Annotated in this window: 32 protein-coding genes; 28 read left to right on the forward strand and 4 right to left on the reverse strand. The window is 60.8% G+C overall.

Annotated elements, in window-relative coordinates; all coding sequences use genetic code 11:
- Nucleotides 1–304: 304 nt before the first annotated feature.
- Nucleotides 305–649 carry a hypothetical protein gene (locus QWI18_RS18900; RefSeq protein ID WP_369319528.1) on the reverse strand — a complete coding sequence of 115 codons (345 nt, stop codon included), beginning with the start codon at nt 647–649 and terminating at the stop codon, nt 305–307.
- An 85-nt stretch (nt 650–734) separates the two neighbouring features.
- Between QWI18_RS18900 and QWI18_RS18905 the strand changes: the two genes are divergently transcribed.
- The 24 genes from QWI18_RS18905 (at nt 735) to QWI18_RS19020 (ending at nt 20,146) form a co-directional block, all read left to right on the forward strand.
- A complete protein-coding gene (locus tag QWI18_RS18905; RefSeq protein ID WP_369319529.1) occupies nt 735–1,082 on the forward strand; it encodes a phage holin family protein in 348 nt (115 codons plus the stop codon).
- A 172-nt stretch (nt 1,083–1,254) separates the two neighbouring features.
- A complete protein-coding gene (locus QWI18_RS18910; RefSeq protein ID WP_369319530.1) occupies nt 1,255–1,824 on the forward strand; it encodes a terminase small subunit in 570 nt (189 codons plus the stop codon).
- Nucleotides 1,825–1,828: 4 nt separating this feature from the next.
- Complete coding sequence (locus tag QWI18_RS18915) at nt 1,829–3,847, forward strand: phage terminase large subunit family protein (RefSeq protein WP_369319531.1); 2,019 nt, start codon at nt 1,829–1,831, stop codon at nt 3,845–3,847.
- A 1-nt stretch (nt 3,848) separates the two neighbouring features.
- Nucleotides 3,849–4,055 (forward strand): phage head-tail joining protein, encoded by a 207-nt coding sequence (locus tag QWI18_RS18920; RefSeq protein ID WP_369319532.1) that lies wholly within the window; start codon nt 3,849–3,851, stop codon nt 4,053–4,055.
- Nucleotides 4,055–5,533: a phage portal protein gene (locus QWI18_RS18925; protein WP_369319533.1), complete on the forward strand. Its 1,479-nt coding sequence runs from the start codon at nt 4,055–4,057 to the stop codon at nt 5,531–5,533. The genes QWI18_RS18920 and QWI18_RS18925 overlap by 1 nt, the downstream gene beginning before the upstream one ends.
- A complete protein-coding gene (locus QWI18_RS18930) occupies nt 5,530–6,678 on the forward strand; it encodes a head maturation protease, ClpP-related (RefSeq protein WP_369319534.1) in 1,149 nt (382 codons plus the stop codon). The genes QWI18_RS18925 and QWI18_RS18930 overlap by 4 nt, the downstream gene beginning before the upstream one ends.
- On the forward strand, nt 6,675–7,019 hold the full coding sequence (locus QWI18_RS18935) for a head decoration protein (RefSeq protein ID WP_369319535.1): 345 nt from the start codon (nt 6,675–6,677) through the stop codon (nt 7,017–7,019). Before QWI18_RS18930 ends, QWI18_RS18935 begins: the two co-directional genes overlap by 4 nt.
- Before the next feature lie 61 nt (nt 7,020–7,080).
- Nucleotides 7,081–8,076 (forward strand): major capsid protein, encoded by a 996-nt coding sequence (locus QWI18_RS18940; protein ID WP_369319536.1) that lies wholly within the window; start codon nt 7,081–7,083, stop codon nt 8,074–8,076.
- 2 nt (nt 8,077–8,078) lie between these two features.
- Nucleotides 8,079–8,393, forward strand: coding sequence for a hypothetical protein (locus QWI18_RS18945; RefSeq protein ID WP_369319537.1), 315 nt, complete (start codon nt 8,079–8,081; stop codon nt 8,391–8,393).
- Nucleotides 8,390–9,052: a hypothetical protein gene (locus QWI18_RS18950; protein WP_369319538.1), complete on the forward strand. Its 663-nt coding sequence runs from the start codon at nt 8,390–8,392 to the stop codon at nt 9,050–9,052. Before QWI18_RS18945 ends, QWI18_RS18950 begins: the two co-directional genes overlap by 4 nt.
- On the forward strand, nt 9,015–9,560 hold the full coding sequence (locus QWI18_RS18955) for a hypothetical protein (RefSeq protein WP_369319539.1): 546 nt from the start codon (nt 9,015–9,017) through the stop codon (nt 9,558–9,560). Before QWI18_RS18950 ends, QWI18_RS18955 begins: the two co-directional genes overlap by 38 nt.
- The gene (locus tag QWI18_RS18960) at nt 9,557–10,117 is read left to right on the forward strand and encodes a phage baseplate assembly protein V (protein WP_369319540.1); all 561 of its coding nucleotides are present in this window, start codon (nt 9,557–9,559) and stop codon (nt 10,115–10,117) included. Before QWI18_RS18955 ends, QWI18_RS18960 begins: the two co-directional genes overlap by 4 nt.
- A 56-nt stretch (nt 10,118–10,173) precedes the next feature.
- Complete coding sequence (locus tag QWI18_RS18965) at nt 10,174–10,443, forward strand: hypothetical protein (RefSeq protein ID WP_369319541.1); 270 nt, start codon at nt 10,174–10,176, stop codon at nt 10,441–10,443.
- A 3-nt stretch (nt 10,444–10,446) separates the two neighbouring features.
- The gene (locus tag QWI18_RS18970; protein ID WP_369319542.1) at nt 10,447–10,773 is read left to right on the forward strand and encodes a GPW/gp25 family protein; all 327 of its coding nucleotides are present in this window, start codon (nt 10,447–10,449) and stop codon (nt 10,771–10,773) included.
- Nucleotides 10,770–11,651, forward strand: a complete 882-nt coding sequence (locus QWI18_RS18975; RefSeq protein ID WP_369319543.1) for a baseplate J/gp47 family protein — start codon at nt 10,770–10,772, stop codon at nt 11,649–11,651. The genes QWI18_RS18970 and QWI18_RS18975 overlap by 4 nt, the downstream gene beginning before the upstream one ends.
- Before the next feature lies 1 nt (nt 11,652).
- Nucleotides 11,653–12,258, forward strand: a complete 606-nt coding sequence (locus QWI18_RS18980; RefSeq protein WP_369319544.1) for a phage tail protein I — start codon at nt 11,653–11,655, stop codon at nt 12,256–12,258.
- Complete coding sequence (locus QWI18_RS18985; protein ID WP_369319545.1) at nt 12,255–13,661, forward strand: phage tail protein; 1,407 nt, start codon at nt 12,255–12,257, stop codon at nt 13,659–13,661. Before QWI18_RS18980 ends, QWI18_RS18985 begins: the two co-directional genes overlap by 4 nt.
- A gap of 8 nt (nt 13,662–13,669) precedes the next feature.
- Entirely contained in the window at nt 13,670–14,251 is a 582-nt protein-coding gene (locus tag QWI18_RS18990; protein WP_369319546.1) for a tail fiber assembly protein, read from the forward strand.
- A 99-nt stretch (nt 14,252–14,350) separates the two neighbouring features.
- Complete coding sequence (locus QWI18_RS18995) at nt 14,351–15,526, forward strand: phage tail sheath subtilisin-like domain-containing protein (RefSeq protein WP_369319547.1); 1,176 nt, start codon at nt 14,351–14,353, stop codon at nt 15,524–15,526.
- Between the two features lie 18 nt (nt 15,527–15,544).
- The gene (locus QWI18_RS19000) at nt 15,545–16,048 is read left to right on the forward strand and encodes a phage major tail tube protein (protein WP_369319548.1); all 504 of its coding nucleotides are present in this window, start codon (nt 15,545–15,547) and stop codon (nt 16,046–16,048) included.
- Between the two features lie 9 nt (nt 16,049–16,057).
- Entirely contained in the window at nt 16,058–16,381 is a 324-nt protein-coding gene (locus QWI18_RS19005) for a phage tail assembly protein (RefSeq protein ID WP_369319549.1), read from the forward strand.
- A gap of 152 nt (nt 16,382–16,533) precedes the next feature.
- Entirely contained in the window at nt 16,534–19,110 is a 2,577-nt protein-coding gene (locus QWI18_RS19010; protein ID WP_369319550.1) for a phage tail tape measure protein, read from the forward strand.
- A gap of 9 nt (nt 19,111–19,119) precedes the next feature.
- On the forward strand, nt 19,120–19,965 hold the full coding sequence (locus tag QWI18_RS19015) for a phage tail protein (protein WP_369319551.1): 846 nt from the start codon (nt 19,120–19,122) through the stop codon (nt 19,963–19,965).
- The gene (locus tag QWI18_RS19020) at nt 19,940–20,146 is read left to right on the forward strand and encodes a tail protein X (RefSeq protein WP_369319552.1); all 207 of its coding nucleotides are present in this window, start codon (nt 19,940–19,942) and stop codon (nt 20,144–20,146) included. The genes QWI18_RS19015 and QWI18_RS19020 overlap by 26 nt, the downstream gene beginning before the upstream one ends.
- A gap of 331 nt (nt 20,147–20,477) precedes the next feature.
- On the opposite strand, the gene QWI18_RS19025 is transcribed toward QWI18_RS19020, so the two are convergent.
- Nucleotides 20,478–20,606, reverse strand: a complete 129-nt coding sequence (locus QWI18_RS19025) for a hypothetical protein (protein ID WP_369319553.1) — start codon at nt 20,604–20,606, stop codon at nt 20,478–20,480.
- Between the two features lie 77 nt (nt 20,607–20,683).
- Here QWI18_RS19025 and QWI18_RS19030 point away from each other — a divergent pair, with 77 nt between their 5' ends.
- From QWI18_RS19030 to QWI18_RS19040, 3 genes are read left to right on the forward strand one after another with little or no spacing between them, the layout of a single operon-like run.
- Entirely contained in the window at nt 20,684–21,715 is a 1,032-nt protein-coding gene (locus tag QWI18_RS19030) for a phage late control D family protein (protein WP_369319554.1), read from the forward strand.
- Between the two features lie 58 nt (nt 21,716–21,773).
- Nucleotides 21,774–22,220 carry a structural protein P5 gene (locus QWI18_RS19035; RefSeq protein ID WP_369319555.1) on the forward strand — a complete coding sequence of 149 codons (447 nt, stop codon included), beginning with the start codon at nt 21,774–21,776 and terminating at the stop codon, nt 22,218–22,220.
- Nucleotides 22,217–22,753, forward strand: coding sequence for a lysis system i-spanin subunit Rz (locus QWI18_RS19040; RefSeq protein ID WP_369319556.1), 537 nt, complete (start codon nt 22,217–22,219; stop codon nt 22,751–22,753). Before QWI18_RS19035 ends, QWI18_RS19040 begins: the two co-directional genes overlap by 4 nt.
- 36 nt (nt 22,754–22,789) lie before the next feature.
- Here the strand turns inward: QWI18_RS19040 and QWI18_RS19045 are convergent, their stop codons facing one another.
- Nucleotides 22,790–23,125: a GrlR family regulatory protein gene (locus QWI18_RS19045; RefSeq protein WP_369319557.1), complete on the reverse strand. Its 336-nt coding sequence runs from the start codon at nt 23,123–23,125 to the stop codon at nt 22,790–22,792.
- A 256-nt stretch (nt 23,126–23,381) separates the two neighbouring features.
- Here QWI18_RS19045 and QWI18_RS19050 point away from each other — a divergent pair, with 256 nt between their 5' ends.
- Entirely contained in the window at nt 23,382–24,179 is a 798-nt protein-coding gene (locus QWI18_RS19050) for a DNA adenine methylase (protein ID WP_369319558.1), read from the forward strand.
- Nucleotides 24,180–24,201: 22 nt separating this feature from the next.
- Here QWI18_RS19050 and QWI18_RS19055 read toward each other — a convergent pair whose 3' ends face one another.
- Nucleotides 24,202–24,936 carry a phage antirepressor N-terminal domain-containing protein gene (locus tag QWI18_RS19055; RefSeq protein WP_369319559.1) on the reverse strand — a complete coding sequence of 245 codons (735 nt, stop codon included), beginning with the start codon at nt 24,934–24,936 and terminating at the stop codon, nt 24,202–24,204.
- Nucleotides 24,937–25,259: the final 323 nt, after the last annotated feature.

A 25,259-nucleotide genomic window follows, 5' to 3' on the forward strand; every position in this document is an offset into this window, starting at 1 on the left:
TATACGAGGAAGTAAAAGTAGAAGTAGGACAGTGGGTCAACGCTTTGATCTGCGGGGCGCTTAGCTGTCCCGCCTTGTCCAAGGCCTATGGGACAGGCAAATCGCGCATCAAAAGCGAATGGCCAGGTGGGTGTATTCGTCGATATTGCCGGGGCGTTGGTGCTGTGTTGCCTACATATTCGCCGGTGGCGTTAAAACCGGGTTGCTGCCACCGGAATCGACCTGTAAAAAGTAGTCATCTTCGATAGGTGCGGGCGTAGAAGGCGCTCAAGAGAACCGGCCCAATGGGCCGGTTTTTTTATGCCTATCGCTTGTCCTCGGGGTCGTCGGTCAGCTCATCAGCCTTGCGCTTGTCCATCCGGTGCCAGATCGCTGCGAGAGCAATGCCACAGCCGATGTACGCAATGGCGTTCCAGAGGTTCAGCAGCAGCCACAGTACATCCCTTCTTGTAATGGGATCTGCACTGGTGCCGAACTTGTAAATCTCGATGATTGAAGCGCCGCCAATGACTGCGCATCCGATGTAGGAACCCCAGCGATACGCAATGGCCTTCACCTCCGCGCGGCGCTTGTGCGATAGCCGGACGTAGCCATAAACCACAGTCGCTATTGCGGCACCCCCTTGCAAACACTCAACCCACGTAACCATGTGCATTCCCTTTGCGCTAAAGGGATTGATGATATGTCGGCAATTCCCGGGCGAAAAGCCGCGGGGTGACGGACCTGGAGAAGTAATGACAAACGAACAACAAGCCCTGGCCGACATGCCGATCTGGATGGTGATCATCCTGTCCCTGGTAGGCGGCATCTCCGGCGAGATGTGGCGCGCGGACAAGGCAGGCATGCGAGGCTGGTCGCTGATACGCCGTCTCGCATTGAGGTCAGGGGCGTGCGTGGTATGTGGCGTGTCCACCACGATGCTGCTTTATGCAGCAGGGGTGTCCATCCTGACCGCCAGTGGCGCAGGTTGCCTGACGGCGATGGCCGGCGCAGACGTGGCGATCGGGCTATACGAGCGCTGGGCGGCGAAACGGCTGGGGGTTGCCGATCTGACGTCGGGCTCCGGCGAAAATCGGTCGTGAAACCGGGCCTCATGCCGATTTTCGGTCGGGAAAGGGCCGGGGACCCTGCGGCGATCCCGAGGGTACGGGGCAGGAAACCCGCGGCATTTTGTTAGCGGGTGGTTCACCAGCTTAGTGAACCGAGTGAACAGGTGAACTACCTGTATTTATTGGGTGAACTGGACTACTCATCATGACCGTCATCAGCAAAACGGAGTTTGCCGCCCGCCGTGGCTGGGCAAAATCGTACGTTTCCAAGCTGGCCAAACTAGAACGCCTGGTCCTGACCGAGGACGGCAAGATCGATCTCGAAGCCACCGAGCTGCTCCTCGCCTCATCGGCTGATCCAAGCAAAGCGGCCGTCACCGCACGGCATGATCAGGACCGCCTTGAACGAAACGTGTATCCAGAGCTGTCAATCACCGCCGAAACACCTGCGGTGCCGCCCACCGGCAAGGCGCCGGATTACCAGAAGGCCCGAGCCCATCGCGAGCACTACCTCGCGCAACTCGCCGAAGCCGAGTTCCACAAAGTCCGGGGCAACCTTGTTGAACGCGAAGCCGTTACCCAAGCGGCATTTACCGCCGGCCGCATGCTGCGCGATCTGGTGTTCGGACTGTCACCCCAGTTGGCGCCCGAGCTGGCGGCAATGACCGACCCCTGGCAGATCGAAAAGCACCTCACGAACACGTTCCGCCGAGTCTTCAACGACGCCGGCCGGATGGGCGATGCCGATCTTCTACAAGCCATGACACAGAGCTAAGCCTATGCAACCTGGATACGCAGACGGTGCAGAGGTGTACCGCGAAGCGTATTACCGGGGGCTGACTCCCGACCCGGATCTCTGGGTCGACGAATGGGCCGATGAGTACATGCGTATCCCGCGTGACACCGGCGCCGCCGAACCCGGCCAGTACCGGACCTCGCGCACACCGTACGCCCGCGAGCCCATGCGCTGCCTTTCGCCGGCGCACCCGTGCAAGCGCGTCGTCACCATGGTGGCGTCGCAGCTGATGAAGACTCAGATCGCGCTGAACTGGATCGGTGGCCTGATCCACATGGCACCGTCGAACATCCTTACGCTGCTACCGAGCCTGGGCCTTGCCAAGCGGGTGTCGTCGCGGATCAGCAAGACGATCAAGGCCACGCCGGTGCTGCGCGAGCGCGTAGCGGCGACCCGGTCCCGTGACTCGCGCAACACGATGGACACCAAGGAGTTCGAAGGCGGCTCGTTGTACGTCACCACCGCAGGCTCCGCCGCGAACTTGTCTGAGCTATCGGCGCGGTACGTGTACGGCGACGAAGTTGACCGCTGGGACGTCGACGTGGGCGAGGAGGGTGACCCGATCGAGCTGGCGGAAACCCGGGGCAGCACCTTCGGCCGCAACGCCAAGTTCTACTTCTCAAGTTCGCCAACGATCAAAGGCGCGTCGCGGATCGCCGATCTGTTCGAGGCCAGCGATCAACGCTACTACTTCGTGCCGTGCCCGACCTGCGGGCACATGCAGACGCTGGAATGGGAGCGCTTGCACTACTCGGCGGACCTGACACTGGCGCATTACCAATGCGCGGGCCCCGACTGCGATGTGCTGATCGAGGAGCATCACAAGGGCGAGATGCTTGCCAAAGGCGAGTGGCGCGCGACGTCTACCGGCGACGGCGAAACCGTGGGCTTCAACCTCAACGCGCTGTATTCGCCGCCGGGCTGGATGGACTGGCGGGCGCTGGCCAAGCAATTCGAGAAAGCCAAAAAGGCGCAGGCCAAGGGCGACCTGGAGCCCATGCAGGTGTTCTACAACACGCGGCTGGCAAGGGTGTGGGACAGCGCGCAGGAGCAAACCAAGGCGGATGTCCTCATGGCCCGCGCACGGCTTGAGCACTATTCGCTGGGCTCGATGCCAGCCGGCGTGCTCATGATCACCGGTGCCGTAGACGTCCAGGCTAATCGCCTCGAGTTCATGGCGATGGGTTGGGGCATGGGCATGGAAAGATGGGTCGTGGATGTCCAGGTCATCGCTGGTGATCCCGCAGATGAGCGTACGTGGGCTGTGCTGGACGAGTTGCTGAAGGTTCGTTACCGGCATCCCGCTGGCGTCGGTCTGGGCGTATTGGCTACGGCGGTCGACTCAGGTGGCAATCACACCGACGAGGTGTATCAGTTCTGCCGTGTCCGGCGCTGGCGCAATGTGTTCGCCGTCAAAGGCGCGAGCAAGCCGAACAAACCCGTTATTGCGCAGAGGCCGTCGCAAGTCGACGTCACATGGAAGGGCCAGACCGAACGCAATGGTGCAGAGCTGTGGATCGTCGGCACCGACACGGCCAAGGACTGGATCTACAACCGCTACCCGTTTGAGTCAGGCCCCGGCGCGCTGCACTTTGCCAATGACTTGCCCGATGACTTCTTCGCCCAGTGTGTCGCCGAGCGCAAGGTCGCCCGCTACGTCCGCGGCTATAAGCGTATCGAGTGGGTCAAGGGCAAGTCCGAGCGAAACGAAGCGCTCGACTTGATGGTTTACAACCTGGCGATGGCGCACTACCTGGGGATCAACCGCTACAAAGAACATGAGTGGGATCGGGTTCGGCAGGCGCTCGCGCAGGCGGGGCTGTTTGATGATCAGAACCTCAAACCTGCTCCGACTCAGCGGCCGGCCAAGTCTGCGCCGATTGACGAAACACCGCGCGCCGCCACGATCTCTCAACCCGCTGCACCGGTTGTGCAACCGAGTCGCTCCGCACCGACCTCCACCCGCCGCAGTTCACAAAGCGGTTATCTGAAGAGACGCTGATATGTCATTCACCCAAAAGCACCTCGAAGCCGTCGAGGCGGCGATCGCTCGCGGCGAGAAAACCGTCCGCTACACCGACCGCACCGTTGAGTACCGCACGGTCGACGAGCTGCTCAAGGCCCGCGAGGAGATCCGCACCTCGCTCGCCAGCAGTGGCCGGCCGCGCTCGCGGGTCTATCGGATGTACCACAGCGGCAAGGGGCTCTGATGGCACGTTATCCGACGCTGACCCGCAGCGGGTTCCTGTTGCCGGAGCGCATCAAGGCCAGCTATGACGGTGCCGGTGAGGGCCGTCGTTCCGCGAGCTGGACGGCGCCGGATGGCAGCGTGAACAGCCTGATGATGCCTGCACTGCGCAATCTGCGCAGCCGGTCGCGGGCAGCCGTGCGCAACGATCCGTACGCCTTCAACACCATCGACAAGCGGGTCAGCAACCTCATCGGGACGGGCATCAACCCACGGCCCCGAACGGATGACCCGGAGCTGCGCACGTTGCTCCAGGAGCTCTGGGTGGACTGGGTCGAAGAGGCGGATGCAGAAGGCCTGACTGATTTCTACGGGCAGCAGGCCCTGATCGCGCGCACGGTCGAAACAGCCGGCGAATGCTTCGTGCGCTTGAGGCCCCGAAGTCTGGATGAGGGACTGGCCGTGCCGATCCAGCTGCAAATCCTGGCGCCCGAATTCGTGCCGCACGACAAGTTCGAGATGACCAGCAACGGCAACTCGATCAGGGCCGGCATCGAATTCGAACCATCCGGCAAGCGAGTGGCGTACTGGATGTACCGATCGCACCCGCGCGAAAGTCAGGGCCTCAACAGCGGGTACAACCAGCTGGTGCGCATACCAGCCAGCCAGGTGCTGCACATCTTCGAACCGGTCGAGCCCGGCCAGCTTCGGGGTTTGCCACGACTGTCGCCGGTGCTCAAGCGTCTGCGCAGTCTGGACAACTACGACGATGCGGTGCTGTTTCGGCAGGAGGTCGCGAACCTCTTCGCCGGTTTTATCAGTCGGCCCGCGCCGGACGCCGGGCAGGTCCCGCGTGACCCGGTGACCGGACAGTTGCTGAGCACCGATGCCGACGGCTTCACGCCGATGGTGGCGCTAGAGCCCGGCACCATGCAGGAGCTCGGGCCGGGCGAGGAGGTGGAGTTTTCGAAACCGCCCGATGCAGGCAACAACTACCCGGATTTCATGCGGCAGCAACTGATGGCCGCAGCGGCCGGCAGCGGTACGCCCTATGAGCTCCTGACCGGCGACATGCGCGACGTCAACGACCGAGCGCTGCGCGTCGTGCTCAACGAGTTTCGTCGGCGGCTCGAACAGCTGCAGTTCAGCGTCTATGTCCACCAGCTTTGCCGGCCGGTGCGGGCGGCATGGATGGATATGGCCGTGCTCTCCGGCGCGCTGACGTTGCCGGACTACGCGCAGCGGCGCCGCGAGTACTTGCGCACCCGCTGGGTCCCGCAAGGCTGGGCGTACATCCACCCGGTGCAAGACGTGCAGTCACGCATGCTCGAAGTCAACGCGGGTTTCGGCTCGCGCAGCGAGATGGTGCTGCGCACCGGTTACGACGCGGAGACCGTCGATGCCGAGAACGCCGCAGACCAGCACAGAGCTCAGTCCTTGGGCCTCAATTACAGAACACTGAACACGTCCGACTCAACGGACGACAAGGATCAACCATGAGCAAAAAGACCGCTCCAAAGATTTACGACAGCGCAGGCAAGCAACTGCCTGTCTCGGCGAAGAGCTGGTATTTCCTGCGGGCCAGCGCAGAAACGGAGACGCCCGGCATTGAGGTTTATGTCTACGGCGAGATCGGCGGCTGGGGCATCACAGCCAGCCAGTTCGTGCAGGATCTGCGAGCGCTGGACGACGGTGCATCACCCGTCATGGTGGCCTTCAATAGCATCGGCGGGGATCTCTTTGATGGCCTGGCCATGCACAACGCGCTTTCGCGTCTGGGCGAGCGATGTACTGCCCGAATCGACGCCCTGGCCGCGAGCGCAGCCAGTGTTGCCGCCTGCGGTGCGCACCGCGTGGTGATCGCAGCCAACGCCATGATGATGATCCACAACCCGTGGACGTATTCCAGTGGCGACGCCGAGTCGCTGCGACGGGTCGCTGACGTGCTGGACCAGACGTTCGAAGTCATCATTGCAGCCTACAAGGCCAAAGCGCCAAACATCGACGAGGAAGAGCTGCGGCGGCTGGTCAACGCAGAGACCTGGCTGACCGCTGCCGAAGCGGTGGCGCTGGGGTTGGCCGACGAGATCGGCAACGGCATCGAGGTCAAAGCCTGCATCGGCGAAGGGGCTGTGCTGCAGCGCTACCAACGCGCGCCGAAAGCCCTGCTTGCGCAACTCGACGACGCCACCGATCCGCCGGAACCGACAGCTCCTGAGGATCCTCCAGCACCAACGCCGGAGAACCAGTCTTCCACATTGGCGCTGATGATCACCCAAGGCTGTACGGCGGCCGGGATAAGCAACCTCATCGAGCCACTGATCAGCCTCACCAAGCTGGCAGACGAAGCCACCGTGCAGGCAGCCCTGACCAAAGCAAAATCGGTGAGGGACCTGTGTGTTGCAGCACGTCTGCCTGAGCTGGTCGAGGGCTTCGTGCTTGACGACCTCGACCCGCAGGCAGTGCGCGCGCGGCTGTTCGACAAGCTCACCGGAAAAGGTGGCTTTGAGATCGACAACAGCTTGCCTTTGGAACCAGACAACGTGGTTAAGCCCACGGCCAGGCAGCCCGATCCGGGCGGCATCTGGGCCGCACGGCGCGGCACCCAACATCAACGCAACCCGGCACCTGGAGCCAGACAATGAACATCAAACAAGAAGCGATACATGCCGGCGAATTCCTGCTCTCGGAAGGCAACGGCCAGATTTCACGCGAAGCCATCAACGTGGCCGCAGGGGCGGCATTGGTGCCGGGCCAGCTCCTTGGCCTGGTTGCCGCCAGCGGCGAATTCGCCCCGTACGATCCCGCTGCCGAAGACGGTACCGAAACGGCGGCCTGCATCCTGTTCGGCCCGCTCGGTCAATCTGACGTCATGCGTCGAGGTCGCGCCGTTGTTCGACTCGCCGAGGTCAGCGAGGCCCATCTGACCGGGCTGGACGCGGATGCAGAGAAGGCGCTGTCCGCCCGGTTCATCATCGTCCGCTGAGACGATCCCCAAACATCCCGACCCCGCCCAGTGCGGGGTTTGTTATTTATGGAGTCATTCCATGGCCGACATCGGCATTTTTGAAGATGACGCGTTCAGCGTCTCAAGTCTCACCACCGCCATTAACGAGCAGGAATATCTGCCGGGTCGCATCTCCAGCCTGGGTCTGTTTGAAGAGGAGGGCGTGACCACCCTTACGGTTCAGATCGAGAAGGACGGCGACACGCTGGCGCTGGTACCTGCCGGCGAGCGCGGTACGTCCGGCCTGGTAGTGGGCGGCAGCAAGCGCGTGCTCATCCCGTTCAATACCGTGCATTTGCCGCAACGCTTCAGTATCAAGGCGGATGAGATTCAAGGCATCCGCGCGTTCGGCACACAGAGCGAATTGCAGGCCGTACAGGACGTGGTCAACAAGCGGCTGGCCAAGGTCAAACGTCAATTGGACGTTACCCACGAATTTCAACGCATGGGTGCGATCAAGGGCCAGGTCCTGGATGCAGACGGCACCACGGTCCTGCTAGATATCTACGCGCGCTTCGGTGTGCAGCGCCAAAGCATGTCCATGGAGTTCGCTAACCCCGAGACGCTGGTTCAGGTTAAGTGTGTGGAGGCGCTCGACATGCAGGAGGATGCGCTGGGCAGCGTGACCAGCAGCGGCTCGCGAGGTCTTTGTGGCAAAACGTTCTGGTCGAAGCTCATCGGTCATCCTTCGGTGGTCGACACGTACAAGGCGACGCTTCAGGCAGCAGCGTTACGCGGCGACGGCCGAGAATCATTCGATTTCGGTGGCGTCACCTGGGAGCGCTATCGCGGCAAAGTGGCCGGGGTCGCTTTCATCGCTGACGACGAGGCGCGGTTGGTGCCGGAAGGCGTGCCGGAGCTGTTCAAGTCCGCCTTCGCCCCGGCGGACTACATGGAGACCGTCAACACGCTGGGCATTCCGTACTACAGCAAGATCGAGCCCATGCCATTCGGCAAAGGTGTCGCGGGAGAGGCGCAGTCCAACCCGCTGCACCTTTGCACGCGACCGCGCGCAGTCATCCAGTTGACCCTCTGATCATGGGCTTTCGAGACCTGGTGGCAGAGGTTGACGAAACCGTCTTCAACACGCTGGCTGACACCGCCGTGATCGAGGGCCGACCGGTGCTCGGTATGTTCGCCGCGCCCTGGCTACAGCCTCAGTTCGGGAAGCTGAACACGGGGCTTCGCGAACCCAGCTTCGTCATGCGCACAGCGGATGCCGGGGAGGTGGATCAAGGCCAAGGCCTCACGATCGACCTGCCGAAACTGGATGGCGGCGGCGAGTACATCATTGTGCGACTGGAGCCTGACGGCGCCGGTCTTGTCGCACTCGTCTTGAGGCTCAGGCCATGAGTATCGGTTCGTTCTACAAAACGTCAGCCAGCAGTGGCCCCATCACCATTCAGCCCTCGACGGCCGACCTCAAGGCCTTCACCGACTTTGCCCAGCTCGTGCCCAAAGCCGCCGCCAATGCCCAGCGGCGGGCGATCAACAAAACGCTGGGTTGGTTGCGTACCCATCTCGCCCGAGAGGTGGGTCGCAAGGAAGGCATCGCCATGCGCGCGGTCCGGCAGCGTCTGCGAGCGTATTCGGTCAAGGCCGGCAGCACCCAGGGCAAATTGTGGTTCGGGCTCAACCCCATTGAGGCCAGCCGTACCGGCCGGGCGCGCCAGACCGCGTCGGGCGTGTCAGTCGGGCGGCGGCGGTACAAGGGGGCGTTCTACAAGAAGGTCTACGGCAACCGCCCGGACATCTGGATTCGCACTGCCAGCAAGCAATTCAACGCGCGGGATTACCCGGAAAGCGACATCTCCGCTGCGGCCGGCGTGAGCTCTGGCTGGATAGCCGAGAACGACAACCGCTTCCCGCTGGCCAAGGCGAAAGTGGCGATTGAGGACGCCAGATCGCTGTTCGACAGCTGGGCACGGCGAGCTGACGAACGCTTGCTGCTCATTCTCAAACAGGAGCTGAATTTTGAACTGCAAAAATACCTGCGACGAAACGCCGGCTGATGAACAACCGCTCACGCTTAGCAAGTTCATGAGCGCTGTTGAGGAGCAAATCCGGGAGCAGATGTCCGGAGTCCAGACCGTGGCGGTATGGCCGGACATTCGAGACCACGTCCAGCTCCCCGCGCTGCTGCTTGAGCTGGCCGAGGTGGAGCCGGGACACGATCGCGGTACCGGTGAAACGCCGTTGGTCTGTCGAATGGATGGCTACGTGATCGTTGCGGCTGAACAGGCCGGGCATCACCAGCAGGCGGCGCATCTGGCCACTCAACTCGCCGTACTGCTTCGGGCGCAGTACTGGGATCTTTATCACGTCGATGCAGCCGAGTTTGTGCAGGCCGGGCCTGACTGGAGCCGGCCGGAGCTCGACGGCTACACCGTCTGGAAAGTTGAGTGGACTCAGGAGATCAACCTGGGTGAGGAACAATGGCCCTGGCCTGATACGGCGCCGGCTTTCCTGGAACCTGAGCTGGACCCTGATCAGGTCGAAATCGAGGTCGGAATCGTATGAGCCGCGAAGCCCTCGCTGAGCACGACAGAATGATCGGCGCCATGCTGATGCCCGGCCATGTGGTGGCTGTCGACACCGTCGAGGGGAAAGTGCGAATCGACTCCCGCGGCTGGGTGAGCCCATGGGTGCGTTGGCACAGCCAGGCTGCGGGCAAGGCCCGGCACTGGCGCGCGCCGAGCATAAACGAGAAGGGGAGCCTGCTTTGCCCCCACGGGCAACCCGGCCTTGGGCGCTTCATCGCCGGGCTGTACAGCGACACCTACCCTCAGCCAGATAACCGCGATCACGTCGAGGTCTGGCGGTTCGAGGATGGCGGCTCACTGGTTTATGACTGGGAGGCCAGCACGTACGACATCACTCTGCCGACCGGGACCGGCACGATCAAGGTGGGCGGGTCGACCATCGTTGTATCAGACGGTGGGGTCACGATTACCTCAGGGTCGATCAAGCTGGCTGGGCCCACTGAGATCGCCGGCCCCTTGACGGTCTCCGGCGATATAACGGGGCTCGGCATGATCATCGATGCCGGTGGCAACACGCCTAACCACGTCCACTGATTTACACAAACACCAGCCCGTCGAATACGGGCTTTTTTGTACCTGGAGAACTTCCTATGAACAAGTCACGGGCCGAGCCAAGCACGGCAATGGTCAACCTTCAAACGCTGGGGTCGGCGGAGGAACCCGCTGCTGCAGTAAGCGTGAAGACAGAAGCGGCCGATGCCACTCATGTGTTCCGCGACACCCTGTACATGTCGCGGACGCTGATCACCCCGGACGGCAGCACCATTGCCGTAGCCAAGGGCCGCGCGGTCGCCACCACCGATGCCGATCTGCAATACCTCAGTGGGCATCCGGATCTGGTACGCCTGCAGGAGGACTGATTGATGATCGGAATGGACCGCGTCACCGGCAAGCCCCTGACCGGTCTTGCTCATCTGCGTCAGTCCATCGGCGACATCCTCTCGACGCCGCTCGGAGCACGTCGCATGCGGCCCGAGTACGGCAGCGCGCTGCGGCGTTACGTCGATTTGCCCGTGACCGAGGGCTGGAAAGGCGCGGTTCAGGCCGAGGCCGCCCGGGCGCTGGGTCGGTATGAGCCTCGGGTTGTGATTTCCAGCATTCAGGCCGTGGCGGTGTCCGACGGCAAAATCTCCTTTCGCCTCACTGCTGATTACGAAGGCGAGCGCGTACTACTGGAGGTGGCCGCATGAACATCGTCGACCTCTCGGGTCTGTCCGTACCCGATGTATTGGAGCCGCTGGATTTCGAGGACATCTATGCCGAAGAGCTCGCGCGGTTCCGGTTGTTGATGGGCGACAACTGGACGGCGCCGCTGGAAAGCGACCCGGTGGTCAAGCTGTTGGAGGTTGCGGCCTATCGCAAGATGGCCAACAGGGCGCGGGTCAATGACGCCGCCAAGGCGCTGCTTCTTCCGTATGCGAAGCGCGCCGATCTGGAGCAACTGGCGGCAAGGGTCAATCTGAAGCGCCTGGTCATCCAGCCTGAGGATCTGACGGCGGTGCCGCCGACGTTGGAAGTACTCGAGGAAGACGACGCCCTGCGCGAGCGCATCCAGATGCGCTGGGAAGGGCTCACCACAGCGGGGTCACGCAGTAGCTACATCCTGCATGCCCGCAACGCCTCCGCACTGGTGGCCGATGCGACGGCCATCAGCCCGTCACCTGCCGAGGCAGTGGTCACGATTCAGCAGTTGCAGGGCGATGGCGTCGCGACGCCCGAGTTGCTCGCCCATGTTCAGGCTTACTTGAGCGATGAGGACCTGCGACCCATCGGTGACCGGCTCACGGTGCAGAGCGCCGAGGTGCTGCCGTACACCATCGACGCGGTCATTCACCCCGTCGGTAGCGGGTCGGAGAACGAAGCCATCCTGGCCGAGTGCCGCAAGCGGCTCGCCGCGTGGGTCAACCCGCGCCGTCGTCTGGGTGTGGAAATTGCGAGGTCGGCGATCGATGCGCAACTGCACATTACCGGCGTGCGTCGCGTCGAGCTGGTCGACTGGGACGACATCAAACCGACCCAGGTCCAGGCCGCGTACTGCACCGCCTATGACGTAAAACTGGGGGCATGACATGACAAGTCTCTTACCCCTCAACAGCACGCGACTGGAGCGCGCGATCGAGGATGCCACTGATGACATCACCCCGGTACCGCTGCGCTCGATCTACAACCCGGACACCTGCCCAGCCGCATTGCTGCCGTTCCTGGCGTGGGAGTGCTCGGTCGACCGCTGGAGCGAAGAGTGGACCGATGGCGCCAAGCGGGCGGCGATCCGGTCTTCGTTCTACGTCCATGCGCACAAGGGCACCATCGGGGCACTGCGCCGCGTCGTTGAACCGCTGGGCTACTTGATCGAGGTGGTGGAGTGGTGGGAGAGCTGCCCGGAGGGGGTGCCTGGCACGTTCGCGTTGAAGGTCGGCGTGCTCGATACGGGCATCACTGAGGAGATGTATCAGGAGTTGATCTGGCTCATCGATGACGCCAAGCCGCTATCGCGGCATCTGATGGGTCTTGCGATCAGCCTGGAAACCGCCGGCAGCTTCGCTTTGGCCGCCTGCCAATACGACGGCGACGAGCTCGACATCTATCCGCCGGCACTTGCAGACATTGAGGTTCAGGGCAGCTTTGGTATGGGCGGGCGGGACACAACAATTGACTGCATGGATGTATACGCATGACTGATCAGAATTCGCAGTTCTTTGCGATCCTCACCAACGTAGGGGCGGCAAAGCAGGCCAACGCAGACGCGCTGGGTGTGCCGTGGAAAATAACGCAAATGGGCGTCGGCGACGCCAACGAAAAAGACTTTGTACCGTTGCCCGAGCAGACTGCGCTGATCAACGAACAACGGCGGGCACCGCTCAACGAGTTGAAAGTTGATCCTGCCAACACGGCAATCATCATTGCCGAGCAAGTCATTCCTGCCGAGGTCGGCGGCTGGTGGATACGCGAGATCGGTCTGTATGACGCCGACGGAGACCTGGTCGCCGTTGCCAACTGCGCACCGTCGTTTAAGCCTTTGTTGATGCAAGGCTCGGGGCGGACACAAGTCATTCGACTCAACATCCAGGTCAGCAACTCCAGCAACGTCGAGCTAAAGATTGATCCCAGCGTGGTGCTTGCCACACGGGACTATGTGGACCGGATACGGATCAAGATTCTGGGTGAGCTGGCTACGCGCATCTTCAGGGTCGACACCTCCAGAGCGCTTAGTCGCAAGGAAATGGGCCTTGTCCTGATCGATGCGAGGGAGGGCGATCGCACGATCAGTCTTCCGTCTTCAAAGTCCGTCGCTACAGCTGACGTTCTGGTGCAGCGCGTCGACAACAGCGGCAATCGTCTCGAGATCAAAGCTTACGCGGGCGACCGGGTGAAGTTTCACACCCACCTGAATCCCGAGGGCTATCCATTTTTCGTGCTGATGGGAGCCGGCGACTGGTGGCATCTGCGCAGTGATGGTCGGGGTAGCTGGTGGCTGATCGGCCGGTATGACGGCACCTCGGTTGGTCGGTCTGTGATGGAGACAACCCTTGAGTTCCCTCCTGGGGGATATGGTGCGCCCAACGGGCCGCTGCTGAAGCGAAGCGAATGGCCGTGGCTTTGGGACCACGCGCAACGTTCAGGAATGGTTGTGTCTGAGGCCGCGCGGGTGGGTCATGAAGGTGGCTGGACCCAAGGTGACGGCAAAACGACGTTTAGGGCACCTGAGATACGCGGTGAATGGCTGAGAATACTCGACGAGACCCGGGGCGTGGACGCCGGGCGAGCTGCGGGGTCGTGGCAAGACGGGACATGGATCAGAACCGTCGCGCAGGAGTGGAGCGGCTTGGACACCCCTTATGGCACACACCAGATCGGTAACGCTTTTGCAGGTGCCGATGGTCGCATCGTCAATGGTGGACCGGGAGGTCAACGGCCTGCCGGCGCACGCACTCCTTCTGGGGCGTCAGTGCTCGCTCCTGAGGTTTCGGACAACACGATTACGGGCACGGCCGCTCTCGACGTCACTAGTCAGGTAAACAACTGGATCAGGTTCCGGCCCCGAAATATCGCCTATCCAGCCCGTATAAAACTGATTTGAGAACTGCCATGGTCATTTACCTTGTTGATGATGCCTGCCTGTTGATCGGGCCGGTGGATTGCCCGGTTGTGCCGGGTATGGGCATTCAATTGCCCAGCAATGCAACGCGACTCGAAGAACCTTTACCCCCGCCCCGTGACGGCTATGTATGGGCCTGGCGGGACAATAAAGCGCAGGAGCTTCCCGACAGGCGCGGGAGCGTTTACCACATTCAAACTGGCGCACTTTGCGAGTGGCGCCTTCCGGGTGACATACCGGAGATCTACACCACCAGTCCTCGGCCAAGCCCTTTCCATTTCTGGAAGGACGGTCAGTGGGTACTTGATGGGCCACTGGAAGCGCAGGCACTTGCCGACCGCGCCCTTGCTGAACGGGACGAGCTTCTTGCGATCGCGGCAATTCGAATCGCCCCGCTTCAAGATGCGGTAGATCTGGGGAAGGCTACGCCGGATGAACAGGCAGCACTGCTCGATTGGAAAAGCTACCGCGTGGATCTCAATCGGATTAGTGACCACCCCACGTTCCCTCGGGCGATCAGTTGGCCAACCCAGCCTGAAGACACCACTGAGAGATTTTTGGCACGTCGCTGATGTGCCGGGCACGCCGCGTTTGCCAATTACCTAAACAAGCCCAAGCATCGAATCCGAAGCCCCGCCATGCGGGGCTTTTTCATTTCTGGAGATTGCTCTATGAGCACCGATTTTTTCCACGGCGTCACGGTCACGAACCTGGACGTCGGCGCGAGGGTCATTTCCCTCCCGTCGTCCTCGATCATCGGACTGTGCGACACCTTCACGCCCGGCCCGGGCGCGGACGGCACACCCACGGCCGAAGACAACGAAGTCAAATTGATCACCAACGAGCGCGAGGCAATTGCAGCGTGGGGGCCTGATGCCCCGATCACCAAAGCATGCAAGGCCATCTACACCCGCGCCAAGGCGGTCATTGTCGCGTGCGGGGTCGCAAAGAAAGACGATCCCGCCGAGCAGATCTCGGCAATCATCGGCGGCGTTCTCGCCTCAGGCAAACGAACCGGTCTGCAGGCCCTGCTTGATGGCAAAAGCAAGTTCAACGCTCAGCCCCGTTTGCTGATCGCGCCGAAGCACTCGGCGACGCAGGCGATCGCCACCGCGATGGATGGCCTGGCTGGCAAACTCCGGGCGATTGCCATTATCGATGGCCCCAACAGCAACGACGAAGACGCGCTGGCCTACGCGGAGAACTTCGGCAGCAAGCGCGTATTCCTCGTCGATCCCGGTGTGCAGTTCTGGGACACAAGCGCCAATGGCACCGTCGACTCGCCGGCATCAGCATTCGTCGCCGGCCTGTTCGCATGGACTGACAACGAGTACGGCTTCTGGGCGTCCCCGTCGAACAAAGAGTTTGTCGGCATCACCGGCACGTCGCGGCCGATCGAGTTCCTGGACGGCGATACCACCTGCCGGGCCAACCTGCTTAATGCGGCGAACATCACCACCATCATCCGCGACGACGGTTATCGCCTGTGGGGCAACCGCACCCGCTCCAGCGATCCGAAGTGGGCATTCGTCACACGTGTCCGGACGATGGACATCGTGATGGACGCGATCCTGTATGGCCACAAATGGGCAGTCGACCGTTCGATCACCAAGACCTACGTCAAGGACGTCACCGAAGGCCTGCAGAACTTCATGCGAGATCTGAAGAACCAAGGCGCGATCATCAACTTCGAGGTGTATGCCGACCCTGAGCGCAACACCGCCAGCCAGTTAGAACAGGGCAAGGTGTACTGGGTCATTCGCTTCACCGACGTGCCACCCGCAGAGAACCCGAACTTCCTCGTTGAAGTCACCAATCAGTGGCTCACCGAAGTCCTCGACGCTTAAGCCTAGGAGGGCCAGTCAATGATTCCACAAACGCTGTTTAACACGAACCTGTTCATCGACGGCATCAGCTTCTCCGGCGACATCCCCGAGCTGACGCTGCCGAAGATTGCCGTCAAGACCGAGGCCTACCGTGCAGGCGGCATGGACGGCGAGATCGACATGGACGTGGGGCTGGAGAAACTCGAAGCCTCATTCGCCGCCAACGGAGTCCGTCAGCAAGCGATGAAATTCGTCGGCCTGGCTGACCAAACCGCTTTCAACGGCTCATTCCGGGGTTCGTTCAAGGAACAGAAAGGCCGCTTTGTCGGCGTCACCGCGACGATCCGGGGGATGCTCAAAGAGCTGGATCCCGGTAGTTGGAAGGCGGGGGACAAGGCCGAGTTTAAGTACTCGGTCGGCGCCTCTTATTACAAGCTGGAAGTTGATGGCGTTGTGATCTTCGAAATCGACCCGGTGAACTCGGTACGCGTCATTAATGGCGTCGACCAGCTTCAGCAAATGCGCAACCAGTTAGGCATATAAGGATTATTAATGAGCAGTGCAAACCCAGCATCAAACCTCGCTGACGGCCTGCCGACCTGGCTCGCCGTGACTGACCAAGGCGTCACCGTGACGCTGTCGACACCGGCCCTGATCACCAATATCAAGGTCGAGAAGCTGCACATGCGCACCCCGACCGTTCGCGACCTTCGCGCCTGTCAGAAGGCTCATCCCAACGACGAGCTGGCCGTCGACGCAATGATGTTCTGCAGCCTTGCCGAAATTGGCGCCGAGGATCTCGAAAAGCTCACGCTAAAGGACTATGAGCGCGTGAAGCGCGGCTACTTTCGCATGGTTGAAGAAGACGCAGTTTGACCCGTCACTGCTGCGTCAGCTGGCCATACGTCTGTCCAGAGAAACGGGCTTCACTCTGAACGAGATCGAGACGATGCCGTTTTACGACATGGTGTGGTGGCTCAGCGAGTGAGCCACCCAGCATCGTAAAGCCGTGAGCGAAGGGCTATGAAATGGCAAAACAATTAGCGCTCGGCCTAGTGATCGGCGGCGCCGTCAGCAAATCGGTGGGCGTTGCATTCAAAGACGTGGAGGGTCGGGTCAAGAAGCTTGAGTCGACCGCAAGCAAAACCCGGGTGCTGCAGTCGGTCATCGGTGAAACCCGCAAGCTGCAGGACGAATGGCGCAAGGCGCACGCCGTTGGCTCGTCGTCCGCTGACGGGCTACGCCGCAAGCTCGAAGCGAATCTGGAGGTGCTGCGCAAGCAGGGCGTTCAGGTCCGCAACCTGGGTAAGGCCTACGAACAGATGGGCCGCAAGGCTCGCTCTGCAGAGCTGAAGTCCACTGGCCACACGCAAATGAAACAAGGCGCGGCTGGCCTGCGCAATACCGCTGCTGTGACGGCTGGGGCGGCAGCGGCCACAATGATCGTGCCGACCAAAGTCAGTGCCGAATACCGCGCGGTGGTACGAGACATCGCGATCAAGGCGGGCATTGCCAACACCCCCGAAGAACAGCAAGTCTCCGACAAGATTATCAGCACCTCCCGTGACACCGGCATGGCGCGCAACGAAGTCGCCGACGTCATCAACGCCCTGGTCGGTGCGGGCATGGATCTCAAGCAGGCGCTGGAATATGCGCCGGTGGCAGCCAAGTTCGTGATCGGGCAGGGTGCTGAAGCGACTGACACTGCGACGATGATTAATGCGTTGGGGCAGAACGCCCTGATCAAAGACCCGCAGGACATGCAGAAGGCACTCGAAGCGATCGCCTTTCAGGGGCAGGCGGGCAGCTTTGAAGCCAGTGACATGGCCAAGTGGTTCCCGCAACTGCTCTCGGGTATGGGGCGGTTGGGTATTACTGGCAACGACGCCGTTACGCAGCTGGGCGCCATGCTTCAGGTGCAGATGAAGACGGCCGGCAGTTCGGATGAAGCCGCGAACAACCTGAAAAACTGGATTGATAAAATTGGGTCGACGGACGTCGTCAAGGCTTACAAGGACGCCGGTATCGATTACCAGAGTTCGCTGAACAGCGGCCTCAAGCGTGGGCTGTCCACAGTCGAATCAAGTTTTGCCCTGGCGCAACGCTACATCGAGGCAACCAACCCGGCACAAGCCAAGGCCATGTCCAAGGCGATGGAGGACATCAGCAACGAGGCGGATCCAGCAAAAGCCCAGGCAATGATGACGTCACTTGAACAAGCGCTACGCACCGGCGACTTATTTGCCGACAGCCAAGTGAAGGCCGCTCTTGCCGCCTACATGCAGGGCAAGGGCCTCTACGAGAAGCTGAAAACAGACTCGGCAAGCGCCGCCGGCATTCTTGACAAGAACTTGAGGGAGCGGCGGGAAACCTCGGCGCAGCTCTGGAAAGAAACCAGCCAGGCCATGGACGATGCATTGCGCAGCGCCGGCGACGCCATGCAGCCGGTCACTGACAAGTTCGCCTCGGGCCTGACCTCCATCGCCAAAGGGCTTGCTTCCGTCAGCGATGAGTCTCCGAAACTTGTGACAGGTCTGCTGGGCATCGGTGCTGCCGTTGCGACGGCGGCAGCGGCGTATAGCAGCTTCAAAATCGCGAAAGGGATGATGAACGTCGCGCGCGGTACGCTGATGGGCAATCCCAACATCGTCCAGAAGGTTGCGATCGTCAGTGGCCTCGCCGGCGCAGGCGCAGATCTGGACGGCAGCGGCAGAGAAGGGCGCCGCAAACGCCGTATCGGTCGCGGTCGTCGGGCCGTCAGTGTTCCGGAGAAGCCAGTAACGGCGGCCAAGCCTCGCGTTCGTGTGTATTCGAACGGCGCGCCGCACGCGCCGAAGACGCTCAGTGATTGGAAGCCACCTGGCGCGACACCTAAACCGCTGGCCACCTCGGTTGGATCTGCCAAGCCGTCGGGTATTCGGCTCGGCAAGCTCGGTGGGTTGGGAAAAGGCAATCCTGCAGCCGCCGTGTTTGACGCGGCCCTCAACGCCAAAGACGTTTACGACAACGCAAAAACCCGCGATGAAAAAGCGGAAGGGTATGGCGATGCCGCTGGCACCTTGGCAGGTACGCTGGCCGGGGCCGCTGCCGGCGCTGCCATCGGCTCCGTGGTTCCAATCATCGGAACAGCGATTGGCGGATTGATCGGCGGCGTCCTCGGCGGCATGGGCGGCGGTCGATTGGGTGGCGTCGTGGGCAAGTCGCTGTTTGGCGGACCTGACACGCCTGCCGCAGCAATTCCACGGCCGGCGGTTTCATTGCTGGTCGGAGATCGTCCCGGGCCTGCCGTGCCAATGCTGACGAGCATGGGCGCATCGTTTGCTCCCAAGGACCCGCGTATCACTTCCAGTGCCGCGCTGGCAGTTCCCGCACTGGCGGACGTATCGAAGTCGCTGAAAAAAGCTGGCAACAACAACGCCCTGCCTTCCGCCTCCAGACCCAATCAAAAAATAACGGTGTCGCCGTCCTTCAGCATCACCGTTCACGGCGATGTGAAGGATCCCCGCGAGCTGATCGACAAGCTAATGCCGGACATCGAAAGGCGCCTTACCGAGACCGCGCAGCAAGTGGCGCGCCGCGACATGACGGATCAACCGGTGTTTTAAGGAGCACGAATGCCCTATCTGGAAAGTATGCAATCGGGCCTCAAGTACCTGGTACAGGCCGGCGAGGCAGGGCGCAAGGACCTCGACGGGATGCTCGGCCCGGTCAATGGCGCCATCGGCGAGATATCCGGAGCGGCTAACGAGCTGGAGAGCATCCCGTTCGTAGGTCCCCTGATCGGGGCCAAACTGCAGCGCGTCACCGGGGCGATCGGCGCGGCACAGGCGAAGGTGGGCCAGGTCGTCGCGATATACGGCAAAGCCACTCGCGCCGCCGCTGAGGTTCAGGACCGGATTCAAGTGCTGGGCGAGCAGGCGGCACGCGCCAAGTCGGCGGTGAACAAGCTGGCCGCCAAGCTCAGCCCGGGATCAGAACCGATTTTCGCAACGGCTGGCATGGCACCCAACGGCACGCCGGCGCCGGAAGCGGTCAAGCCATTCCCCCATCTGATGATCATGCAGCCGCTGACGCCCAATACCCCGCCGTACTTCTTCAACCTGGACACGGCGGCGTTTGATGAACTGAGTCGCTCAAGCGCTTTTCGTTGGGCAGCGCAAGAGCGCTTGACGCGCCGACCGGCGCAGCAGGCCGTGGCCATCGGTGAAGAAAAGATCACCATCAAAGGGGCGATATTCCCCTCTTTCAAAGGGGGCCTGAAACAGCTCAACACCCTGCGCAGCATCGGACGGCAACTGCAGCCGCTCATGCTGACGACAGGCTATGGCGAGGTGCTCGGCAACTGGTGCCTTGTGAACCTCAACGAAGAACAGAGCGCGCTGCTGCAGGGCGGAATCCCGCGCAAGCAAGCGTTCACCCTGGAGTTTTTACGCTATGGCGATGACCTGCAGAACGTCTGACGGCGACGTACTCGACACCATCTGCCAGCACCATTACGGCCACCTGATCGGCACCGTCGAGGCCGTGCTCGATGCCAATCAGGGGCTGGCGGATGAACCTCAACCGTTCGCGGCCGGGCTGCTGATCAGGCTGCCTGATGTGGCGCCGGCGGTGGATGAGGTGGTGACGCTATGGGGCTAATTGGAGGCTTTAGCGCAAGCGACCGCCTCTTCTTGGTAGCTGGAGTGTGCTTCTTTGAATTTGTCCACGTCGCCTCTAATCAGCTGCTGCCATGCAAGCGCCGCGTCGATAGACGCTGAGTTGCATGCATGCAGAGGAGCAAAGAGCACCCCAAAGCGGCGGCCTTCGTCTTGAAGCTTGTTTAAGGCGATGGCTTGGTTGCGGGCTTGGACGCCCGTCATTGTTCCCGACTGAGCAATCTCCAGGCCCAGAGCAACTGTGCCCACTAACCTGATCAGAAACTCCTTCGCTTCTTTGGGCGGAACCGCTGCGGCCGCCGCTTGAAAGCGTTCTATTCTCTGCCTCTTTCAAGCTGTTCGGCCGTAGGGTTCTCAGGCGCCAGGTCGATGACTTCCAGCTTCTTTTCGGCGTGGGCCGAGAACGCGCTCAGCAAGACGATAAAGCTCAACATCCATTTCATTTTTTTACTTCCTGTAGTGATTAAGCGCGGGGATTCTAGAGAGTCCCTCGGGCTTTGTCACAGGTAAAGGTGGCACATTGAGACCAGTCTTCCGAATCGTCGCAAACGGCAGCGACATCACCGCATTGATAAACGACCGGATGCTATTGATCCGAACGACCGACAAGCCCGGGGCCAGTTCGGATGACTTCGAGCTGCGCATTGATGATCGCGATGGCGCTGTCACCTTGCCAAAGCGGGGCGCCAAAATAGATGTTTACCTGGGCTACGAAAGCCAGAAGCTCACACTCATGGGCAATTACACCGTCGATGAAATAGAGCTTTCGGGTCCGCCCGACACCCTTGTCATCCGCAGCAAATCCGGTGACACCCGTAGCGACGCGAAGACGACGCGCAGCGGCAGTTGGGAAGGTGCGAGTCTGGCTACCATCGTGGCGGATATCGCCGGCCGCAATGGCTGGAAGCCCGAATGCACCGTGCAAACGCCTGTTGAGCGCGCGGACCAATTGACCGAGTCCGATCTGAACTTCATCACGCGACTCGCCAAGCAATACGACTGCACTGCGAAGGTGGCCAACAACAAGCTCATTGTGCTGCCGCGCCAAAGCGGCGTGAGTGCCAGCGGAAAGGCTGTGCCGACCCTGGTGATCAAACGAAGCGACGTAAGCCGCTGGCAATTCAGGCTGGGCGACGACAACGTCAAGAAGGCGGTAAAAGCGGCGTACGCAGACAAGAACGGCGACCTGGTCACCGTGCAACTCGACAACGACAAAATGACCGAGGGCTTGCCGCCGATCCATACCGACCGACACATCCACGCAAACAAGAGCGCTGCCGAGGCTGCGGCCAAGGCACGGCTCGCGGGCTTCAATCGATCAACTGCAGCCGTACGGCTGGAGATGCCCGGCCGAACCGACCTGTTCGCCGAGCGCGAGATCAACGCCCAGGGCTTCAAGAGCGGTCTCGACGGCAATTACTTGATCGATTCGGTGGAGCAGGTTTTTACGCAGGCCGGCTGGTCGACGACCGTCGAGTGCAACGGCGGCAAGAAAGGTAAAGCCAGCGCGAAAGGAAAGCCGAAAAAGCCGCTCAGGGTCATCCAGCTCTAACCAATCACTGCAATGTCACGCCGCCCATGGGCGGCTTTTTTTCGTCTGGAGAATATCGATGCCTGCAGTCACCCGAGGGGTTCGTAACAACAACCCTGGCAACATTGACTACAACCCCCGCAATCGTTGGATAGGACAGCTAACACCGGATCTGGCGATCGAGAAGCGCTTCGCCCGGTTCGAAACGCCGGAGAACGGCATCCGCGCACTCGCGAAACTGATCCTCGCTTACCGGGGCAAGGACGGTATGCCGAACGTCGGGGCGTCAGGGATAGACACTGTCCGGGAGATCATCAACCGCTGGGCGCCGGGGACAGAAAACGACACTGAATCGTACATCCGCGCGACGGCCGCCAGCCTAAGGGTGGCGTCTGATGCACCGCTTGATGTCCATTCGCTGCCAGTTCTGGTGGGCTTAGTGACCGCCATAATCAGGCACGAGAACGGGGGCGTGCCGTACTCCACTCAGTTGATCGAAGCCGGGGTGAGGAGGGCGCTGACATGACGATGCTGCCGGCGCCCAGAGCGGCATGGAAGCTTCCGGCCCTGATCGCGCTGGTCGCTGTGGCGTCTGGCGCGGCCACGGTGCTGACCTGGCAGATACAGGACTGGCGTTACGGCGCGAAACTTGAGCGTCAGGCGCGCCTGCACAGCGACACGCTCAACGAACTAACGCTCGCCGGCGCATCGCTTCAAAGGACGGAGCAGGAGAAACGACTGGTGCTTGAGCGCCGCTTGCAGGCCAGTGACCAAACTCATCACAGCGAGTTGACCAATGCGCAACAAACACAGAAACGTCTCAATGATCGCCTGGCTACTGCTGATCTGCGGCTGTCAGTCCTACTCGTCGCGTACGGTTCCGCTGGCGGTTCAGTGCCAACCAACACCGGCGCCGGCGGCGTGGTTCATGGAACCCGTCGAGCCGAACTTGACCCTGCGCATGCTCAACGAATTATCGGCATCACCGATGATGGGGATCGGGGGTTGATTGCGTTGAGGGCGTGTCAGCAGTATGCGTTGGATGTTTCATCTCAGTAGGCGCTCTCGCCTTGCAAGAGAGCGTCAAATTACAGACTACACAGCGTCTTTAATCCGTCGGCCAGTTAGGCTGATTTTCACTTGTGGTGCACCTACCACGGACCCTTCTAATGCAATGGTCCCGGCCTCATAATTAATGTTGCCACTGGCGTCCAATATGTAGTTGTCGAGGCCGGCAACGTTCGTATTACCTGGCTGCCACATCGACACGGTAAACTGCGACGAGAAGGGACCTGAAGCTGTCGGCACGTGGCCCTGGTAAAGATAATTGGCATCACCGCCATTCACCGCCCCGTCTTTTACTACGACTAAACCGCCGCCGCTGTCCGGACGGTTAGATTGGAACTGAACTTCAAATATTCCGTGGGACATTTTATTGCTCCTTGATTGAATGCTCGGGGAGTGTAGTCACTAAACTCGCTTTCACAAGATCGTGCCCGCGGTCATGCGCGTGCTTGATCCTCTGATGAGATTCTCCAAAGGAACGGTCAGCCCCAATGCGGCAACATCAGGGCTGACCACCAAACCTGCAGCTCTTACCTGCAAGCCTGGCCAAGGCTCCCGCTTCGTGCACAAAGCGAATCGAGTCTAGCGCCCGTCATCTTTCTTCATAAGGCTTGCTTACACAATGAATCACTCTCCCATCATTCCCTGGATGGGCGGCAAACGTCGTCTCGCTGATCGCCTCATCCCGCTTTTCCCGCCGCACGAATGCTACGTCGAGGTCTTCGCAGGTGGCGCCGCGCTTTTCTTTTTGCGTCCCCAGCCAGCGCCCGTTGAGGTACTCAACGATATCAACGGTGAGCTCGTGAATTTGTACCGCGTTGTTCAAAACCACCTTGAGGAACTTGTCCGTCAGTTTCAGTGGGCGCTCAGTTCACGCCAGATATTCGACTGGCACAAACACACCCGACCGGAAACCCTCACCGATATCCAGCGGGCAGCGCGGTTCTTCTTCCTGCAGCATCATGCATTCGGAGGGCGAGTCTCGGGCCAGACATTCGGGACTGCTACGACTGGACCTGCGATCAATGTGCTCCGAATTGAAGAGAAACTCTCAGCCGCTTGGCAGCGCCTTTCTGGAACTTACATCGAAAACCTCCCCTGGCTTGAGTGCGCCGAGAGGTACGACCGTCCTCATACTTTTCATTACATGGACCCGCCGTATTGGCAAACGAATGGATATGGCGTCGAGTTTGAGTTCTGTAACTACGAGCGAATGGCTGAGTTCATGAGGCGCTGCAAAGGCAAAGTCATGGTCAGCATCAACGATCATCCTGACATTCGCCGCGTTTTTGAAGGGTTCCATTTTGAAACTTTGGACATACGATACAGCACCGCTAACAACCGACAGACGTGTCCGCAGGTGTCCAAGGAACTGGTCATTTTGAACTGGACGCCCGAGGTCATGCGCGGTCTGTTTTAGACCTTGAGCTGCCGCCTTATGGCTATTGGTCCTCCGTTGCGCGCAGGCGATCTCCGATGGCGCTCAGCAGCTCAGGCATAAAGGATTGATAGGCCCCGTCAGTTTCCCTGATCCAGCTCAGCATCCTCTCTGGTGTGAAGATGCCGGCATCGTGCGGCACTACCTGCAGGTGAGGATCGCCCGACTGGCCGAAGGTCACCAGCCAGCGCTTGTTTCTCAGCAGCATGAGGGCCATTCCCGAAGCGACTTTCTGTTCAGTGGCGAGGCTCCAGGCGGGAGGCGTGCCACCGGTCTCGCGGATCGCCCGGCGGCAGTCTGCGAGATAGTCGGCGGTGAAGTCGGCCGATTCCTTTCGTAGTGAAGGCTCTGCAGATTCTTGAGCGTAATGTTGGCCCCGCTGATTCACCCAGTGCGCCCAGAGCACGTCGTCGCACTCTTGCTGATAAGCCGTCACCTTGCTGCGGATCTCCGCCCGAACTTTGGCCGGATGCAGCGTCATCAGCCAACCGGGCAATTTACGGAGCGGCAGACAGGACATCGCACGCTGACGGCCATCAGCTGCGACCATGGTGATTTCCACCATGGTCGACGCGAACCGGCCTGAAGTGAGCTTTGCATGCTGGCTTTTCCAGTTCAGCCCGATCCCCTCAACCACCGGCCTCATCGGCACGAATGGTTCTTCACCATAATCGACCAACAGCAGAGTGGCCGATTGGAAAGGGATCTTGCTCGGTACAAGCACTTGGGTCTTGGTCATAAAGTCCTTCTTGGATTTGGATCCGGCGAGAACTTGCTCTGCCGTCTGCCCTCAAGCGTTGTTGGAATGATCGTGCCCGTCAATCGGTCCTACAGACGGCCGAGGTGGCATCGTTCAAACGTTCGGCGAACGTAAAGGTGACGCTCTTGCGCAGTCTGTAGCTGCTCAACTTTCAAATGAAAGTGCTCAACCACGGCTGTTTCAGGGCTTTAGGCATCGGCAGTATGGACGCCGCATAGCGGTTATATCGACAGACTTTAGGCGAATCGGCCGAGGCAATTGTCAGCCGCATCGGACGCAAATGTCAGGCGTTTCTGAGGGAC

The organism is Pseudomonas sp. W2Oct36, assembly GCF_041060465.1.
Lineage (GTDB): Bacteria > Pseudomonadota > Gammaproteobacteria > Pseudomonadales > Pseudomonadaceae > Aquipseudomonas > Aquipseudomonas graminis_B.